The organism is Streptomyces hydrogenans, assembly GCF_014656075.1.
Taxonomy (GTDB): Bacteria; Actinomycetota; Actinomycetes; order Streptomycetales; family Streptomycetaceae; genus Streptomyces; species Streptomyces hydrogenans.
On record NZ_BNBS01000003.1, the window covers coordinates 13,097 to 28,592 of the forward strand.

Annotated in this window: 17 protein-coding genes; 3 read left to right on the forward strand and 14 right to left on the reverse strand. The window is 75.2% G+C overall.

Features of this window, described 5'->3' with window-relative positions; genetic code table 11:
• Positions 1-61 precede the first annotated feature (61 nt).
• From IE321_RS02300 to IE321_RS02355, 12 genes are all read right to left on the reverse strand, one after another.
• Complete coding sequence (locus IE321_RS02300; protein WP_190221525.1) at positions 62-814, reverse strand: PIG-L deacetylase family protein; 753 nt, start codon at positions 812-814, stop codon at positions 62-64.
• Complete coding sequence (locus IE321_RS02305; RefSeq protein WP_043227647.1) at positions 811-1,743, reverse strand: SIS domain-containing protein; 933 nt, start codon at positions 1,741-1,743, stop codon at positions 811-813. The genes IE321_RS02300 and IE321_RS02305 overlap by 4 nt, the downstream gene beginning before the upstream one ends.
• Positions 1,744-1,887: 144 nt before the next feature.
• The gene (locus tag IE321_RS02310; protein WP_043227649.1) at positions 1,888-3,195 is read right to left on the reverse strand and encodes an alpha/beta fold hydrolase; all 1,308 of its coding nucleotides are present in this window, start codon (positions 3,193-3,195) and stop codon (positions 1,888-1,890) included.
• A gap of 83 nt (positions 3,196-3,278) precedes the next feature.
• The gene (locus tag IE321_RS02315) at positions 3,279-3,674 is read right to left on the reverse strand and encodes a VOC family protein (protein WP_043227650.1); all 396 of its coding nucleotides are present in this window, start codon (positions 3,672-3,674) and stop codon (positions 3,279-3,281) included.
• Between the two features lie 121 nt (positions 3,675-3,795).
• Entirely contained in the window at positions 3,796-4,626 is an 831-nt protein-coding gene (nadE, locus tag IE321_RS02320) for an NAD(+) synthase (RefSeq protein WP_308076735.1), read from the reverse strand.
• Between the two features lie 76 nt (positions 4,627-4,702).
• Complete coding sequence (locus IE321_RS02325; RefSeq protein WP_190221526.1) at positions 4,703-5,830, reverse strand: sulfite oxidase; 1,128 nt, start codon at positions 5,828-5,830, stop codon at positions 4,703-4,705.
• A 44-nt stretch (positions 5,831-5,874) separates the two neighbouring features.
• Positions 5,875-7,947, reverse strand: coding sequence for an ATP-binding protein (locus IE321_RS02330; protein WP_229916275.1), 2,073 nt, complete (start codon positions 7,945-7,947; stop codon positions 5,875-5,877).
• A gap of 95 nt (positions 7,948-8,042) precedes the next feature.
• Positions 8,043-9,014, reverse strand: a complete 972-nt coding sequence (locus tag IE321_RS02335; RefSeq protein WP_190221528.1) for an amino acid ABC transporter permease — start codon at positions 9,012-9,014, stop codon at positions 8,043-8,045.
• Positions 9,011-9,676, reverse strand: coding sequence for an amino acid ABC transporter permease (locus tag IE321_RS02340; RefSeq protein WP_190221529.1), 666 nt, complete (start codon positions 9,674-9,676; stop codon positions 9,011-9,013). Before IE321_RS02340 ends, IE321_RS02335 begins: the two co-directional genes overlap by 4 nt.
• Before the next feature lie 10 nt (positions 9,677-9,686).
• The gene (locus IE321_RS02345) at positions 9,687-10,535 is read right to left on the reverse strand and encodes a glutamate ABC transporter substrate-binding protein (protein WP_043227693.1); all 849 of its coding nucleotides are present in this window, start codon (positions 10,533-10,535) and stop codon (positions 9,687-9,689) included.
• Positions 10,536-10,555: 20 nt separating this feature from the next.
• A complete protein-coding gene (locus tag IE321_RS02350) occupies positions 10,556-11,326 on the reverse strand; it encodes an amino acid ABC transporter ATP-binding protein (protein ID WP_043227656.1) in 771 nt (256 codons plus the stop codon).
• A 100-nt stretch (positions 11,327-11,426) separates the two neighbouring features.
• The gene (locus IE321_RS02355; protein WP_190221530.1) at positions 11,427-12,119 is read right to left on the reverse strand and encodes an alpha/beta hydrolase; all 693 of its coding nucleotides are present in this window, start codon (positions 12,117-12,119) and stop codon (positions 11,427-11,429) included.
• A 153-nt stretch (positions 12,120-12,272) separates the two neighbouring features.
• Here IE321_RS02355 and IE321_RS02360 point away from each other — a divergent pair, with 153 nt between their 5' ends.
• From IE321_RS02360 to IE321_RS02370, 3 genes are all read left to right on the forward strand, one after another.
• On the forward strand, positions 12,273-12,731 hold the full coding sequence (locus tag IE321_RS02360) for a cyclic nucleotide-binding domain-containing protein (protein WP_190221531.1): 459 nt from the start codon (positions 12,273-12,275) through the stop codon (positions 12,729-12,731).
• Between the two features lie 109 nt (positions 12,732-12,840).
• A complete protein-coding gene (locus IE321_RS02365) occupies positions 12,841-13,218 on the forward strand; it encodes a DUF6114 domain-containing protein (protein ID WP_190221532.1) in 378 nt (125 codons plus the stop codon).
• Between the two features lie 86 nt (positions 13,219-13,304).
• On the forward strand, positions 13,305-14,660 hold the full coding sequence (locus tag IE321_RS02370) for a carboxyl transferase domain-containing protein (RefSeq protein WP_190221533.1): 1,356 nt from the start codon (positions 13,305-13,307) through the stop codon (positions 14,658-14,660).
• Between the two features lie 66 nt (positions 14,661-14,726).
• On the opposite strand, the gene IE321_RS02375 is transcribed toward IE321_RS02370, so the two are convergent.
• Both IE321_RS02375 and IE321_RS02380 read right to left on the reverse strand, forming a co-directional pair.
• Positions 14,727-15,050, reverse strand: coding sequence for a plasmid stabilization protein (locus IE321_RS02375; protein WP_190221534.1), 324 nt, complete (start codon positions 15,048-15,050; stop codon positions 14,727-14,729).
• A 20-nt stretch (positions 15,051-15,070) separates the two neighbouring features.
• The gene (locus tag IE321_RS02380; RefSeq protein ID WP_190221535.1) at positions 15,071-15,421 is read right to left on the reverse strand and encodes a DUF3040 domain-containing protein; all 351 of its coding nucleotides are present in this window, start codon (positions 15,419-15,421) and stop codon (positions 15,071-15,073) included.
• Positions 15,422-15,496 lie beyond the last annotated feature (75 nt).

Below are 15,496 nucleotides of genomic sequence, written 5' to 3' on the forward strand. Positions count from 1 at the left end.
GGCCGTGCGGCGAGCGTGCGTGCCGGGCGGGCCGGACCCGACGGGAATGGTCAGACAGACCCTAGCGAGGGAAGACCTCGAAGGTCACCGCGGGGCGGCCGGCGAAGCGGGCGGAGGCGCGGGAGGTGGTCGCGGTCATGAACTCCCGTACGTACTCCTCCGGTTCCTGGTCGGTCAGGGCCTCGATGTAGGCGCGGTGACAGAGGAGGGACTCCACCGCGCGCTCCAGGCCGGGACCCGCGTCCACCGCGTGGGTCGGGGTGCTGGACGCCGCGACCGCGACCCGGCGGACGCCGTCCCACGGCTCCAGGCCCCGCTCGGTCAGTTCGGGGAAGATCCAGCGGTTGCCCGCGTCGGAGGCCGCGTCGAGGGTGGCGCGGCCGACGGCGACGTGGTCGGGGGTGTTGCGGGGTGCGCCGGGGCCGTCGCCCCAGCCGTCGCGGTGGTTGAGGGTGACGACGAGCTCGGGGCGGTGCCGGCGGATCGCGGCGGCGATGTCGCGGCGCAGCCCGGTGCCGTACTCGATGACGCCGTCGCGGTGGTCGAGGAACTCGACGGTGTCGACGCCGACGACGGCGGCGCTCGCCCGCTGCTCGCGCTCGCGCAGCGGGCCGCAGACCTCGGGGGCGAGCGTGTCGATGCCGGCCTCGCCCCGGCTGACCAGCAGGTAGACGACCTCCTTGCCGGCGTCGGTCCAGCTCGCGACGGCCGCCGCGCAGCCGTACTCCAGGTCGTCGGGGTGGGCGACGACGGCGAGGGCGCGCTGCCAGTCGTCGGGCAGCTCCGGCAGGTCGGTGGCTTCGGTGTCGATCATGCCCGCAGGATACGGGCGGCGTCCGCGGCGGTGGGGCGGAACGCTCCGGCGAGGATGACGGAGCGTGATTTGTGGCGGGGGCGGTCGGGGTTGAGGCCGCGCCGGGCGGCGAGGGCGACGGCGAGGCGCTGAGCGCGAACCACGGCCGCGACCGGGTCGACGGCGTCGGCGGTGAACAGGGCACCGGTGGACTCGACTTCCTCGCGGAGCCCGGCCGGGACGGGGCCGATGCACCAGACGAGGCTGTCGCGGTCGCTGACGCTGATCGGACCGTGCCGGTACTCCATCGCCGGGTACGACTCCGTCCATACGCGGGCCACTTCGCGGAGCTTGAGGGCCGCCTCCTCGGCGAGGCCGACGGTCCAGCCGGTGCCGAGGAAGGTGAACTGGCCGCGCCGCTCCCAGGCCGCGGGGAGGGGCTCGTACAGGGCGAGTTCGGCGTCGGCGACGGAGGGCGCGAGGTCCTCCCCGAGTCCGGCGCGCAGGAGTTGGAGGGCGGTGGTGGCGAACCGGGTCTGGACGACGGAGCGTTCGTCGGCGAAGGACAGGTCCACGACCTGGTCGGCGAGACGCGCGGCGGGGCTGTCGGGGACGCCGGTGAGGACGAGGGTCGGGAGGCGTCCGGCGGCACCGGCGAGCAGGTCGACGACCTCGGTGGTCGTACCGGAGCGGGTGAGGGCCACGACGCGTTCGTAGCCGCGGCCGAGCGGGGTCGGGTCGGAGGCGGGGAAGGCGTCCGTCTCGCCCGCGCCGAGCGACTCGCGCAGGGCCGCGTAGGCGCGGGCGATCATGTAGGAGGTGCCGCAGCCGACGACGGCGACCCGCTCGCCGGGCCGGGGCAACCGGTCGGCGAGCGGCCCGGCGAGGGCGGCGGCTCGGCGCCAGCAGTCGGGCTGGCCGGCGATCTCGGCGGTGACGTGTGCGCTCATGGAGTCACTTGTAGCGGTCCGGACGGCTGCCGACCATGGGTGATCGATATCCGGTGCTTGGATTTTCACGCGCGGCCGCCGGGAAGGGTGCCGGACCCGGGCATACCGGGTCCGAAGGCGTGCCGCGGAGGACCGGACGGGCCGTCAGAGCTCGTCGCGGGAGAGGGCGAGGAGCCGGTCGAGGACGCGCGGGCCGCCGGCGCGCACCCCGTCGTGCTCGAACTCGTCGGTGACCCAGGTGCGCAGCCCCCGGATCGCGGCGGCGGTCTCCAGGGAGTGGGCGGTGTCGACGTACATGTCGTCGTGGTAGACGGCGGCGGCCACCGGCACCCGGTTGGCGGCGAGCCGCTCGGGGTCGTACAGCGGGGTCCAGTCGTCGCGCCGGGCGAGGAGTTCGGCGGTCTCGCGCAGCGGGCGGAGCGCGGGGTCGGTGGTGAAGTGCCAGGGGTGCACGGTCTCGCCGGTGAGCAGGACGGGCGCCCCGGAGGCGAGCGCCGCGGCGGCGTCGAACTCGGGGAAGTCCGCGCGGACCCGCTCGGCGGCCCAGGCCGTGGGGCCCTGCCCCTGGGCGTAGATGGCCTCGTGGAGGACGGCGTAGAGCGGGTGTCCCGCGTACGAGAGGTGGTTCTGGACCTGCTCCAGGAAGGCGTCGGCGAGGGCGGGCCCGGCGGGGGTGGGCACGAAGGCGCCCTCCAGGAGGTGGTGGAGCTGGTGGGTGCCCTCGCCGGAGCCGAGGAGGATGCCGAGGGACTGGAACGCCTCGACGGTGAGCAGGCCGCCGCCGGGCAGGGTGACCTCGTGCTCCAGGAGGTGGCCGGCGATCGCGCGGACGCGCTCGGCGTCGCGCGGGTAGCGGGCGAAGTGGGCCTCGTTCTTGCGGCGGACGCGCGGGTAGGCGGCGGCGTAGACCTCGTCCGCGGGGGCGTCGAGGGACGGCAGGCCACCGGTGATCAGGACCCGCTCCAGGCCCTCGGGGGCGGTGGAGAGGTAGTGGACGGCGCAGAAGCCGCCGAAGCTCTGGCCGAGGACGGTCCAGGGGGCGCCGCCGGTGAGCCGGCGGCGGATGAGCTCGCAGTCCCTGACGATGGCGTCGGCGCGGAAGTGCGCGAGGTAGTCGGCCTGGGCGGCGGCGTCGCCGCGCAGCGGGAGGGTCTGGCGGTTGGCGGGCGTGGAGCGGCCGGTGCCGCGCTGGTCGAGCAGCAGCACCCGGAACTCGCGGACGGCCCGGCCGATCCACGCCTGCGTGCCGACGAAGCGGCGGGCGCCGAAGCCGGGGCCGCCCTCCAGGTAGACCAGCCAGGGCAGCCGCTCGCGCTCCCGGTCGCCGAGGCCGCTCGCGACGAGTTCGCGGGCGTGGACCTCGATCTGCTCGCCGTCGGGGCGGGCGTGGTCGAGGGGGACGGGGAAGTGGTGGTCGGTGACGACGACGCCGGGCTGGCGGTAGGTGGTCAACGGTGCTCCTGCTGTGCCGATCCTGCTCCGTGCTCCCCCGCCCGCACAGTGGATCACACGGCGGCGCCCGGCGCCGCACCGCCCTACCGGGCCTGCATCACCGCGATGACGTTGCCGGCGGGGTCGGTGAACCAGGCGATGCCGGCCGGGCCGCCCTCGCCGTCGCCCCGCAGGACGCCCTTGTCGTCGGCGTCGAAGTCGGGGTAGCGCTCGAAGGTGGCGCCGCGGGCGACCAGGTCGTCGACGGCGCGGTCGATGTCGTCGACCTCGAAGTTGAGGACGGTGAAGGAGGCCGGGGTGTGGTTCTCCTTGGGGTAGACGAAGACCCGGGCACCGCCCGGCAGGGTCAGGAACAGCATCCGCATGTCCCCGCCCCCGGTCTCCTCCACGGTCAGGCCGAGCCGGTCGCCGTAGAAGTCGCGCGCGGCGTCCAGGTCGTCCACCGAGAAGCTGCTGTACGCCGTCGTCTCGCCGAACATGGCGTGCTCCCTTCCGGGCCCCGGGCGACGGGGCTCACCCTTCCAGGATCCGCCTGTTCGGCGAGGGGCGCCCGGGGCCGGCCGGGGGTCGGCCGGCACGCCCGGGGCGCACGGGGGGCACTCAGGGGGCGATCGGCAGCTGCCGCTTGTGCTCGGTGAGGTCGTAGCGGCGGACGATCGAGGCGTGCGCGGTCTCGGTGACCGGCTTGCCCTCCAGGAAGTCGTCGATCTCGTCGTAGGTGACGCCGAGCGCGTCCTCGTCGGGCTTGCCCGGGTCCAGGGTCTCCAGGTCGGCGGTCGGGACCTTCCAGACCAGGCCGGCGGGGGCGCCCAGCTCGGCGGCGACGGCGCGGACCCGGCGCTTGGTGAGGCCGGTGAGCGGGACGAGGTCGGCGGCGCCGTCGCCGAACTTGGTGAAGAAGCCGGAGACGGCCTCGGCGGCGTGGTCGGTGCCGACGACGAGGCCGTCCCTGGCGCCCGCGACCGCGTACTGGGCGATCATGCGCTGGCGGGCCTTGATGTTGCCGTGCACGAAGTCCTGGTGGTGGGCGTCGCGGAAGGTGACTCCGGAGGCCACGCAGGCGTCGAGGGCGGCGTCGCTGGCCGCCTTGACGTCGACGGTGAGGACCTGGTCGGCGCGGATGAAGTCGAGGGCGGTCCGCGCGTCGCTCTCGTCGGCCTGGACGCCGTACGGCAGGCGCATGGCGTAGAAGACGGCCTCGTGGCCGGCGGCGCGGGCGCGCTCGACGGCGAGCTGGCAGAGCCGGCCCGCGGTGGTGGAGTCGACGCCGCCGCTGATGCCGAGGACGAGGGAGCGCAGCCCGGTGGTGGTGAGGCGCTCGGCGAGGAAGGCCACCCGGCGCTCGATCTCGGCGGCCGGGTCGAAGGTGTCGGAGACCTGGAGCTCCCGGGCGATCTGCTGCTGGCGGGCGATGGGCGCCGGGTCGGTCACGGAAATCTCCTCGTCGAGGCGGTAGGGGCGACGGAACCGACTTTACGGGGTGCCCCGCGGCGCCCGCCGTCGCGGCCTACGGCTCCGGGGCGCAGAGGACCTCGACGCGCTGGACGAGGTTGTTGGCGAAGCCGCCGCGGTTCCAGGGCGCGGCGAGGGGCTGGACGCGGCCGGTGGCGTCGGTGGCGCGGACGGTGAGGTGGCGCAGCCCCGGGGTGGCGGTCCAGGTGGTGCGCCAGGCGGCCCAGGCCCAGGGGTGGGCGGGATCGCGGACGACCTCGGCGTCCGTCCAGGCGGCGCCGCCGTCCTCGCTGAGCTCGACGCGGGTGACGGGGCCGTGGCCGGACCAGGCGCGGCCGGCGAGCGGGACGGGGCCGGGGCGGACGACGCGGGTGCGGGACATGAAGTCGGGGAAGCCGGGCGGGGCCATGAGGGCGCGCGGGGCGATCAGGGTGACGGGTTCGCCGGGCTCGCCGGGTTCCTGGCGGAGGCGGTAGGCGGCGGTCTGCTGGAAGCCGGTGTAGGGGGTGGCCGTGAGGGTGATGTCGCGCAGCCACTTCACGTGGGCCATGCCGTACCAGCCGGGGACGACGAGGCGGAGCGGGCTGCCGTGCTGCGGGGGCAGCGGGGCGCCGTTCATGGCGTAGGCGACGAGGACGTCCCGGGCGGGGTCGGCGGCGGTGACGAGCGGGAGGGAGCGGCGGTACTCCTGCTCGACGCCGCGTTCCACGCCGTGGTCGGCGCCGGTGAAGACGGCCTCGACGGCGTCCTCGGCGGTGCCGGCCTCGGCGAGGAGGGCGGCGAGGGGGACGCCGGTCCACTCGGCGGTGCCGACGGCCTCGACGAGCCAGGGCTGGCTGACGGGGCGGGGGCTGAGGCGGGCGCGGCCGTTCCCGGCGCATTCCAGGGTGACGCGGCGGGTGACGGCGGGCCGGGCCCGCAGGGCGTCGAGGTCCAGGTCGAGCGGGCGGAGCACCCGGCCGCCGAGGGTGAGCCGCCAGCCGTCGGGGTCGGTGTCGGGGATGTCGTAGTGGACGAGGACGTAGTGGAGGCCGGGCGGGGTGAGCTCGTAGCGCAGGGCTTCGAGCGGGAGTCCGTGGTTGCGGGTGGCGAGGGCCAGCTCCTGCGGGCTGAGGCCCTCGTCCTCCCCCGCGACCCGCGCCGGCGTGCTGAGGGCGCCCAGGTCGCCCGGCGTTCGGTCCATGTCCCCATGGTGCGCCGGTGGGCGGGGGGCCGCCCGGTGGGCGGTCAGCCGGTGCCGAGGGCCCGGTCGAGGCCGGCCTGGGGGCGGTCGGTGAGGGCGCGCAGGAAGATCTCCTCGTAGGCGGGTTCGCCGAGGGTGGCGCGGACCCCGGCGGTGTGGTGGGCGTGCAGGGCGCGCAGGCCGGGCAGGCCCCTGCGGGGCTGGCCGGTGGCCCGCCAGTACGCCTCGCCGGTGCCGGAGACGTCGGCGGCGCGGGGGGCGTCGCCCGCGGTGGCGTAGGCGGTGGCGGGGACGTCGAGGCCGAGGGCGGTGCCGAGGCCGGTGCCCGGGGCGCGGGTGCCGGCGAGCATGGCGCGGGCGTGCCGGGCCGCGGCGGCCGGGTCGCCCTCCAGGAGGTCGGTGAGGGCGAGCTGGTAGGCGAGGGCGGTGCGGGTCCAGTGTTCGTCGAGGGTGTCGCAGAGGGCGAGCAGGGCGAGGGCGGCCTCCCGGGCCTCGGCGAGCAGGCCCAGGCCGGTGAGGGCGAAGACGCGGACGAGGTGGCAGCGGAGGGTGGCGGCGGAGTCGGCGGGGCGGCCGCGGGCCGAGCCGAGGACGTGGTCGACGACCAGGAGGGCGGCGCGGGCCCGGCCGGTGGCCAGGGCGAGGAGGCCGGCGAGGGCGGCGGCGTCGAGGGTGAGTTCGCCGGGGCCGTACGGCTCCGAGGGCGCCCAGGGCCGCTCGGGCGGGTGCTCGGTGTGGCGGGCCTCGCGGGCGCAGCGTTCGCTGATCTCCTGGGCGGGGCCGAGGTCGCCCTGGAGGACGAGGGTGACGCCGAGGGCCCACAGGGCGCGGGTGCGGGCGCGGCCCCGGGCGTCGCTGAGGAGGAGGGCCTGTTCGAGGCCGTCGCGGGCCTCGCGGAGGCGGCCGCGGCTGGACCAGGCGAAGGCGACGGAGCCGACGAGGTCGAGGGCGGCGTCGGGGTCGGTGCGCAGGAGGCGGTCGAGGGCGGTGCGCAGGTCGGTGTGGTGGGTGTCGACGGCGTGGTGCCAGTGGAGCTGGCGGGGGCCGTGCCAGGCGGCCCTGCCCTCCGCGGCGAGGGCGCGGAAGTGGGCGGCGTGGCGGTCGGCGACGGTGCCGGTCTCGCCGAGCCGGTCCAGCCAGCCGGCGCCGTACTCGCGGATGGTGTCGAGGAGGCGGTGGCGGCCGGCGGTGTCGGCGGGGCGGACGACGGAGGCGCGGACGAGTCCGTCGAGGGCGGTGGGCAGGGTGGCGGGGGTGAGGGGGCCGCCGGTGCAGACGGCGGTGGCGGTGGCGAGGTCGAAGGGGCCGCGGAAGACGGAGAGGCGGGCCCAGAGGAGGCGTTCGAGGGGGTCGGCGAGTTCGTGGCTCCAGCCGATGGCGGCGCGCAGGGTCTGGTGGCGGGCGGGCCAGACGCGCTCGGGGTGGGCGAGGAGGTCGAAGCGGGCGTCGGGGGGCGCGGTGAGGCGGCTGCCGAGCTGGTCGCGGACGGCTTCGGCGCCCTGGAGGCGGATCTGGGCGGCGGCGAGCTCCAGGGCGAGGGGTATGCCTTCGAGGCGGACGCAGATCTCGCCGGCGGGTCCGGCCGCGGGGAGGTCCTGGCCGGTGGCGGTGCGCAGGAGGGCGAGGGCGTCGTCGCCGGTGGGCGGGAGGGGGTCGAGGAGGACGGTGTGCTCGCCGGGGACGCCGAGGGGGCGGCGGGAGGTGGCGAGGACGGTGAGGCCGGGGGCGGCGTCGAGGAGTTCGGTGACGAGCCGGCCGCAGGCGTCGGCGAGGTGGTCGCAGCAGTCGAGGACGAGGAGGAGGCGGGTCTCTGCGAGCCGGCGGCGCAGGGCGCCGGTGTCGGTGCCGGGGGTGTGGTCGGCGAGGTCGACGGAGTCGGCGACGAGGGCGACGAGGAGGCGTTCGCCGTCGAGCTGTCCGAGGTCGGTCCACCAGGCGCCGTCGGGGTGGCGGTGGCGCACCCGGTGGGCGGCGCGCAGCGCGAGGCGGGTCTTGCCGACGCCGCCGACGCCGGTCACGGTGACGAGGCGGTGCTCCGCCAGGGCGGCGGTGATGCGCTTCAGTTCCGTGCGGCGGCCTGCGAATCCCGGGTTCTCGTCCGGTAGATGTCCACGCACGGGAGCAGTGTCCCTCAACTCCGCGCCGAAAGCTCCCGTGGAATCCGTTCGTTACGGGGCGCGGGGGGCGCGGGACACGGCGCGCGGGGGGGGCGTCACGGGGGCGGGCGTTCGCCGGGGCCGGGGGTGGCGAGGTCGTCGACGGCCTCGGCGCCGACGACGGCGCCGGTGGAGCGCTTGCCGCGGCGCAGCCGGCGTTCGAGCCGGGAGGCGAAGGTGGTGAGGGCGAGGTTGAGGAGGACGAAGAGGACGGCGACGACGGTGAAGCAGGCGATGGTGTTGGCGCCGTAGTTGGCGCTCATGGGGCGGACGGAGGCGAGGAGTTCGGCGAAGCCGAGCATGGCGCCGCCGAGGGCGGTGTCCTTGACGATGACGACGAGCTGGCTGACGAGGGCGGGGAGCATGGCGGTGACGGACTGGGGCAGCAGCACGTACGCCATGGTCTGGCCCTTGCGCATGCCGATGGCCTTGGCGGCGTCGGTCTGGCCGGCGGGCAGGGCGAGGATGCCGGCGCGGACGACCTCGGCGAGGACGGAGGCGTTGTAGAGGACGAGGCCGGTGACGACCGCGTACAGGGGGCGGGTCTCGGGGCTGATGTCGGTGAACTCGGCGTAGGCGGCGTTGGCGAAGAGCATGAGGATGAGGACGGGGATCGCGCGGAAGAACTCGACGACGGTGCCGGCGACGGCGCGCACGGCGCGGTGGTCGGAGAGGCGGGCGATGCCGAGGAGGGCGCCGAGCGGCAGGGCGAGGACCATGGCGAGCCCGGCGGCGATGACGGTGTTCTTCAGGGCGGGCAGGAGGTACGTCTCCCAGACGCGTCCGTCGGTGACGAAGGGCTCCCATTTGGCCGCCTCCAGCTGGTTCTTGGCGTCGAGTCCGGCGATCACCCACCAGGCGACGGCGGCGAGGGCGGCGAGGAAGAGCACGGTCCAGAGGAGGTTGCGGCGGCGGGCGCGGGGGCCGGGGACGTCGTAGAGGACGGTGGCGGACTCGGCCTCGGTCCGCGCCGGGGGCTTCGCCTTCGCCGGGGGCGCCTTCTCGTCGGACGCGGGGACGCGCCTCACCGTTTGACCGCCACCTTCTTCGCGAGCCGGCCGAGGAGGAGGCCGGTGGGCAGGGTGAGGCAGATGAAGCCGAAGGCGAAGACGGCGGAGACGAGGATGAGCTGGGCCTCGTTCTCGATCATCTCCCGCATGAGCAGGGCGGCTTCGGCGACGCCGATGGCGGCGGCGACGGTGGTGTTCTTGGTGAGGGCGATGAGGACGTTGGTGAGCGGGCCGACGACGGAGCGGAAGGCCTGCGGGAGCACGATGATCCGGAGGATCTGGGGGAAGCTGAGCCCGATCGCGCGGGCGGCCTCGACCTGGCCGAGGGGGACGGTGTTGATGCCGGAGCGCAGCGCCTCGCAGACGAAGGCGCTGGTGTAGGCGGTGAGGCCGAGGACGGCGAGCCGGAAGTTGATGGTGGTGAAGCGGTCGGCGCCGAGGCTGATCCCGAGGGTCTGGAAGAGCCCGAGGGAGGTGAAGACGATGATGACGGTGAGGGGGATGTTGCGGACGACGGTGACGTACGCGGTGCCGAAGGCCCGCATGAGGGGGACGGGGCCGACGCGCATGGCGGCGAGCAGCGTCCCCCACACCAGGGAGCCGAGGGCGGACCAGAAGGTGAGCTGGACGGTCACCCAGAAGGCGCCCAGCAGGTCGTAGCCTTCGAGGAAGTCGAACACGGCGGCCGGCTCAGTCGTTCTCGACGATCACACCGATCTTCGGGGCGGGTTCGTTCTGGTAGTTCGCGGGGCCGAAGTTCTTCTCGACCGCGGCGTCCCAGGAGCCGTCGGCGACCATCTTCTCCAGGGCGGTGTTGATCTTGCCCTTGAGTTCGCTGCCCTTCTGGACGCCGATGCCGTAGTTCTCGTTGCTCATCTCGAAGCCGCCGAGCTTGAACTTGCCCTTGAACTCGTCCTGGGCCGCGTATCCGGCGAGGATCGAGTCGTCGGTCGTGAGGGCGTCGATGACGCCGTTCTCCAGGCCGGTCAGGCACTCGGAGTAGCCGCCGTACTCCTGGAGCTGGGCGTCGGGGGCGATCTTCTCCTTGACGTTCTGCGCGGAGGTGGAGCCGGTGACGGAGCAGAGCTTCTTGTCGTTCAGGTCGGAGGGCTGCTTGATGGAGTCGTCGTCGGCGCGGATCAGCACGTCCTGGTGGGCGAGGAGGTAGGGGCCGGCGAAGTCGACCTTCTCGGCGCGCTCGTCGTTGATGGAGTAGGAGGCGGCGATGAAGTCGACGTCGCCGCGCTGGAGCATGGTCTCGCGGTCGGCGCTCTTGGCCTCCTTCCACACGATCTGGTCGGGTTCGTGGCCGAGCTGCTTGGCGATGTAGGTGGCCACGTCGACGTCGAAGCCGGTGTAGGTGCCGTCGGGGGTCTTCAGGCCGATGCCTGGCTGGTCGAACTTGATGCCGATGGTGATCTGGTCGTCGTCGGAGTGGTCGGCGGGCACCGCGCCGTGGGCGAGGGAGGCGGAGCCGAGGGCGAGGACGACGGCCGTGGCGGAGGCCACGAGGGTCCTGGTGGTCCTGAGCGCGTTCATGGTGATCACCCCGTGGGGGCTCAGTGGTGGAGGATCTTGGAGAGGAAGTCCTTGGCGCGTTCGCTGCGCGGGTTGCCGAAGAACTCCTCGGGGGTGGTCTCCTCAACGATCCGCCCGTCGGCCATGAAGACGACGCGGTTGGCGGCGGAGCGGGCGAAGCCCATCTCGTGGGTGACGACGACCATGGTCATGCCGTCCCGGGCGAGCTGCCGCATGACCTCCAGGACCTCGTTGATCATCTCGGGGTCGAGGGCGGAGGTCGGTTCGTCGAAGAGCATCACCTTCGGGTCCATGGCGAGCGCGCGGGCGATGGCGACGCGCTGCTGCTGCCCGCCGGAGAGCTGGGCCGGGTACTTGTCGGCCTGGGCGGCGACGCCGACCCGGTCGAGGAGCGAGCGGGCCCGTTCCTCGGCGCTCCTGCGGTCCTTCTTGCGGACCTTGATCTGTCCCAGGGTGACGTTGTCCAGGACGGTCTTGTGGGCGAAGAGGTTGAAGGACTGGAAGACCATGCCGACGTCGGCGCGGAGCCGGGCGAGTTCCCTGCCCTCGGCGGGCAGGGGCCTGCCGTCGATGCGGATCTCGCCGCCGTCGATGGTCTCCAGGCGGTTGATCGCCCGGCAGAGGGTGGACTTCCCCGACCCCGAGGGCCCGATCACGACGACGACCTCGCCGCGCCGGATGGTGAGGTCGATGGACTGGAGGACGTGGAGGGTGCCGAAGTGCTTGTCGACCCCGCGCAGGACGACGAGCGCGTCGCCGTCGTCCGGGACGGACCCTTCCGGGACGGGCATGTCACCCTCCTGGCTCACGCCCCCTCGTGCCGTTCCCTCCTCGGTCTCATGCTCCGCCCTGCACCGCCCGGGCGCACGCCGGACGGTGCGGGGCGCCGGGTCAGGAGGTCGCGCTGACGGCGCGGTCGATCAGGTCGCAGATCTCCCGGGGGCGGGAGGCGAGGGAGGCGTGGGAGGCGTCGAGCTCGACGGTCTCGCGCGGGCTCATGCGGGCGGCCATGCGGCGTTCGTTGTCGGGGTGGATCATGCGGTCCTGGGTGGACACCTGGTACCAGCTGGGCTTGGCCCGCCAGGCGGGGGCGGTGACGGCGTCGCCGAAGGTGGAGCCGAGCGGGGCCTTCTGCGTGACCGCCATGACGAGCGCCTCGTCGGCGTCGAGGTCCTGGGCGAAGCTCTCCCGGAAGGCGTCCTGCCGGATCCACAGGTAGCCGTCGGAGTCGGGGGCGATGGCGTCGAAGGCGGCGGGCGGGTGTTCCTGGCTGAGCTGTCCGGGGCTCTCCCCCGCGTCGGGCGCGAAGGCGGCGACGTACACGAGGCCGGTGACGTTCGGGAGGTCGCCGGCCTCGGTGATGACGGCTCCGCCGTAGGAGTGGCCGACGAGGAGGACGGGACCGTCCACCTGGCGGACCATCTTCCGGGTGCGTTCGGCGTCGTCGGCGAGCGAGGTGAGCGGGTTCTCGACGGCGTGGAGGCGGTCGTGGCCGCGGCGGTGGAGTTCGACCACGACCTTCGCCCAGTGGGCGGCGCCGCCCCAGAAGCCGTGGACGAGGACGATGGTGGGCTGGTCTGCCATGACGGTGCTGCCGTTCTCGCTGGGGGATGTGCGGGTCCCGCCCCGGGCGACGCTACGGCCGTCGGGGTGGCCCCGCACGTCCGCCGCCTGCGTTCCGGGCCCGGTGGGCGGAGACTGGGAGCGGAGCCGTACGCGCGAGGAGGAGGGCCCGTCATGAGGAGTCCCGCACCCAAGGTCAGCGCCCTGCCCGCGGAGCACCGCGAGCGGCTGATGGCCTATGCCGAGGACGTGTACTTCGAGGCCGGGGACCGGCTCTTCGAGGAGCAGCGCCACGCGGACCGGTTCTGGATCGTGAAGACGGGCGCGGTGAACCTGGACGCCAAGGTGCCGGGGCGGGGGTCGCCGGTGATCGAGACCCTGCGCCACGGCGAGCTGGTGGGGCTGTCCTGGCTGTTCCCGCCGTACCTGTGCCAGTCGGGGGCGGAGGCGATGACGCCCGTCCGGGCGCACGCGTTCGACGCGACGGCGGTGCGGGCGATGTGCCAGACGGACCAGGAGTTCGGGTCGGCGGTCTACTACTGGGTGGGGTCGATCCTGGCGCACCGGCTCCAGGTGACCCGGGTCCGCCTGCTCGACCTGTACGCGCCGCACGGCAGCGGGATCATGGCCTGAGCTTCCCGCCGCACGGGCGTTGACCTCTCGCGGTGCCGGCCGTACGGTCCGGACGGCCGCCCGCGCGGGCGGCCCCGTACCGCTCCGCCGCCGACGTCAGGAGCACGCCGTGGCCCGGTCCGACGCGAGAACGACACCCGGCCGCCGGAGGCCGTTCGGCGCGGGGCTCGCCCTCGCGCTGGGGGGCGCCGAGATCCTGCTGGTCCAGCGGGCCGGGCCGGCCGAGCTGGGCACGGCGGAGGTCCGGTACGTGGTGCCGCTCCTGATGGTCGTCTGCGGGGTGCTGGTCGTGACCGATCCGCGCCGCCGGCGGCCGTACGCGGTCGTCGGCGTGCTCGCCTCCCTCGCCTCCTGGGTGGCGTCCGACCTGGGCGGCTTCCTCCTCGGGGCGGCGCTCGGGATCCTGGGCGGAGCGCTCGCCCTCGGCGGGGCGCCCGACCCCGCGCCCCCGGGCCCCGGAACGGCCCGGCCGGCCGGTCCGGCGTGATCTCCGCCGCACCCGGCCCGCGGGCCCCGCGACGGGGGCTACCCGGCGGTACGGTGACGTGACCTGGCGACGGGCGGGAGACCCCGATGACAGCACCTGTGAGCGCGCGCGAGGCCCTGGCCCTCGTCTGCGACGACTTCACCGAACTCCCCGCCGCCGAGGGCCCGTCCGCCGGTGACGGGCCGATCGGCTGGCCCGGCTACGACCGGACCCGGGCGGCGGCCGCCGCCCGCTCCGGCGAGTCCGAGTCGGTGGTCTGCGGCACCGGCACCGTCGGCGGGACGCGGACGGTCCTCGTCTCCTTCGAGTTCGGCTTCCTGGGCGGGTCCATCGGCGAGGGCACGGGCGCACGGATCGCCGCCGCCCACGCCCACGCCCGGGCGCACCGGCTGCCCGTGACCGTCCTCCTGGCGACCGGCGGCAGCAGGATGCACGAGGGCATGCGGGCGCTCGTCCAGCTCCAGCGGCTGGCCGGGGAGTCCGCGCGCACCCGGGCCGCCGGGCTGCCCCAGCTCGCGGTCCTGCGCGATCCGACGACCGGCGGCGGATGGGCCACCCTCGGCGCGGGGTCCGACGTCGTCCTCGCGCTGCCGGGCGCGCAGGTCGGCTTCGCGGGCTCCCGGGTCCGGCCGCCGGACGCCGACCCGGCCGCGTACACCGCCGCCTCCCAGCTCGCCCACGGGCACGTCGACGCGGTGGTCCCGGCCGAGGAGCTGCGCGGGGTGCTGGGCCGCTGGCTGTCGCTGCTGACCCGGCCCGCCGAGGGCCGCGTCCCGCCGCCGTACGCGCTGGGCGGCACCGCTCCGGCCGCGAGCGGGCGCGAGGCGGTGGCCCGCGCCCGCCGCCCCGAGCGGCCCCGGGCCGACCGCTACCTCGCCGAGGTCTTCACCGAACGGGCGGAGCTGTCCGGCGACCGCGCGGGCGGCACCGATCCGGGCACCCGGTGCGGCTTCGGCCGTCTCCCGGACGGGCGCACGGCCGCCTACGCGGCGCAGTGCGGCACGGCGACCCGGCCGGCCGGTTTCCGCACCGCCGCCCGGCTGGTGCGGCTCGCGGACCGGCTGGGCATCCCGGTGCTGACGCTGATCGACACCCCGGGCGCCGCCATCGACGCCACCGCCGAGCGGGCGGGCGCGGGGCCGGCGATCGCGGAGCTCTTCGGGGCGGTCGCGGAGGCCCGGGTCCCGGGCACCGCCCTGCTCGTCGGCGAGGGCGGCTCGGGCGGCGCGCTCGCCCTCGCGGCGCCCGGCGACACCTGGGCGACGCCGGACTCGTACTTCTCCGTGATCGCGCCCGAACTCGCCGCGGCCATCCTGAAACGCCCGCCGGAGGAGGCCGACGAGACGGCCGACCGGCTCCGGCTGCGCCCGGAGGACCTGGTCGCCCTCGGGGTCGTACGGGGCGTGGTCGGCGCCCGGCCGCCGGCCGGGCCCGGCGGCTGAGGACGGTGCGGGACCGGGGACCCGGCCGTCGTCAGGCGCTCGGGTCCCCGGCGGTGCGGTGGGCGGTCAGTGGCCGAGCTCCCGCTCGAGTTCGGCCTTGTTCATCTGTGACCTGCCGTGCAGGTTGCGGCGCCGGGCCTCGGCGTAGAGCTGGTCGTAGGTGGGTCCCTGGGCGCCGCTGTGCGAGCGCAGCCCGCCGCGCCGCGAGGAGGACATGTCCTCGGTCGAACTCTTGCTCGCCGTCCTGGACTCCCCCGCCCGGGCGCGTTCCTTGTTGACGGTGCGGGCGGCGATCTCCTCCGCGCGGTCCTCGCTCTCGCCGCGCTCCAGGACGCTCTCCTTGATGTGCTCGTACTGCCGCTCGCGCTTGGCGTCGGATCCGCGGGGCATCGTGCGCTCCTCTCGTTCGGTCATGCGTCGGGCCGTCCGACGTCCGCGCGCCGCCGGGTCCAGCGGAGCACCAGGCGCAGCAGCAGGATCAGGGTCAGCATCCAGGCGGCGGCGAACCCCCAGATCAGGGCCGGGGTCGAGGTGGCCACCGCGAGGACGAGCAGGGTGAGCGTCGCGGCCCCGAGGACCGCGGCGGCCGGGCCGCCGCGGACGGTGATCCGGTGCCGGGGCAGCCGGGGGCGGGGCAGCCGGGGGCGGAGGGAGGGCCGGCGTCCGGCCATGCGCCGGGCGAGGTGGTCGTCGGCGCTCAGCTCCTCCTCGATCTCGGCGAGCACGCGCCGCTCGTACGCGGAGAGCCGGACCTCGTCCATCGCGGGCACCTCCTCCGGTCCGGATCCCGCGCGGGCGGCGGGGTCGTTCCCTCCGGGCGGCTACCCGGCCCGGTC

Bases quoted from the DNA above. Each gene is read 5' to 3' on its own strand.
- IE321_RS02345 (WP_043227693.1), bottom strand. From the start codon at position 10,535: ATGAACGCGCTCAGGACCACCAGGACCCTCGTGGCCTCCGCCACGGCC.
- IE321_RS02305 (WP_043227647.1), bottom strand. From the start codon at position 1,743: ATGAGCGCACACGTCACCGCCGAGATCGCCGGCCAGCCCGACTGCTGG.
- IE321_RS02315 (WP_043227650.1), bottom strand. From the start codon at position 3,674: ATGTTCGGCGAGACGACGGCGTACAGCAGCTTCTCGGTGGACGACCTG.
- IE321_RS02325 (WP_190221526.1), bottom strand. From the start codon at position 5,830: ATGGACCGAACGCCGGGCGACCTGGGCGCCCTCAGCACGCCGGCGCGG.
- IE321_RS02350 (WP_043227656.1), bottom strand. From the start codon at position 11,326: ATGCCCGTCCCGGAAGGGTCCGTCCCGGACGACGGCGACGCGCTCGTC.
- IE321_RS02380 (WP_190221535.1), bottom strand. From the start codon at position 15,421: ATGGACGAGGTCCGGCTCTCCGCGTACGAGCGGCGCGTGCTCGCCGAG.
- IE321_RS02375 (WP_190221534.1), bottom strand. From the start codon at position 15,050: ATGCCCCGCGGATCCGACGCCAAGCGCGAGCGGCAGTACGAGCACATC.
- IE321_RS02300 (WP_190221525.1), bottom strand. From the start codon at position 814: ATGATCGACACCGAAGCCACCGACCTGCCGGAGCTGCCCGACGACTGG.
- IE321_RS02355 (WP_190221530.1), bottom strand. From the start codon at position 12,119: ATGGCAGACCAGCCCACCATCGTCCTCGTCCACGGCTTCTGGGGCGGC.
- IE321_RS02370 (WP_190221533.1), top strand. From the start codon at position 13,305: ATGACAGCACCTGTGAGCGCGCGCGAGGCCCTGGCCCTCGTCTGCGAC.
- IE321_RS02360 (WP_190221531.1), top strand. From the start codon at position 12,273: ATGAGGAGTCCCGCACCCAAGGTCAGCGCCCTGCCCGCGGAGCACCGC.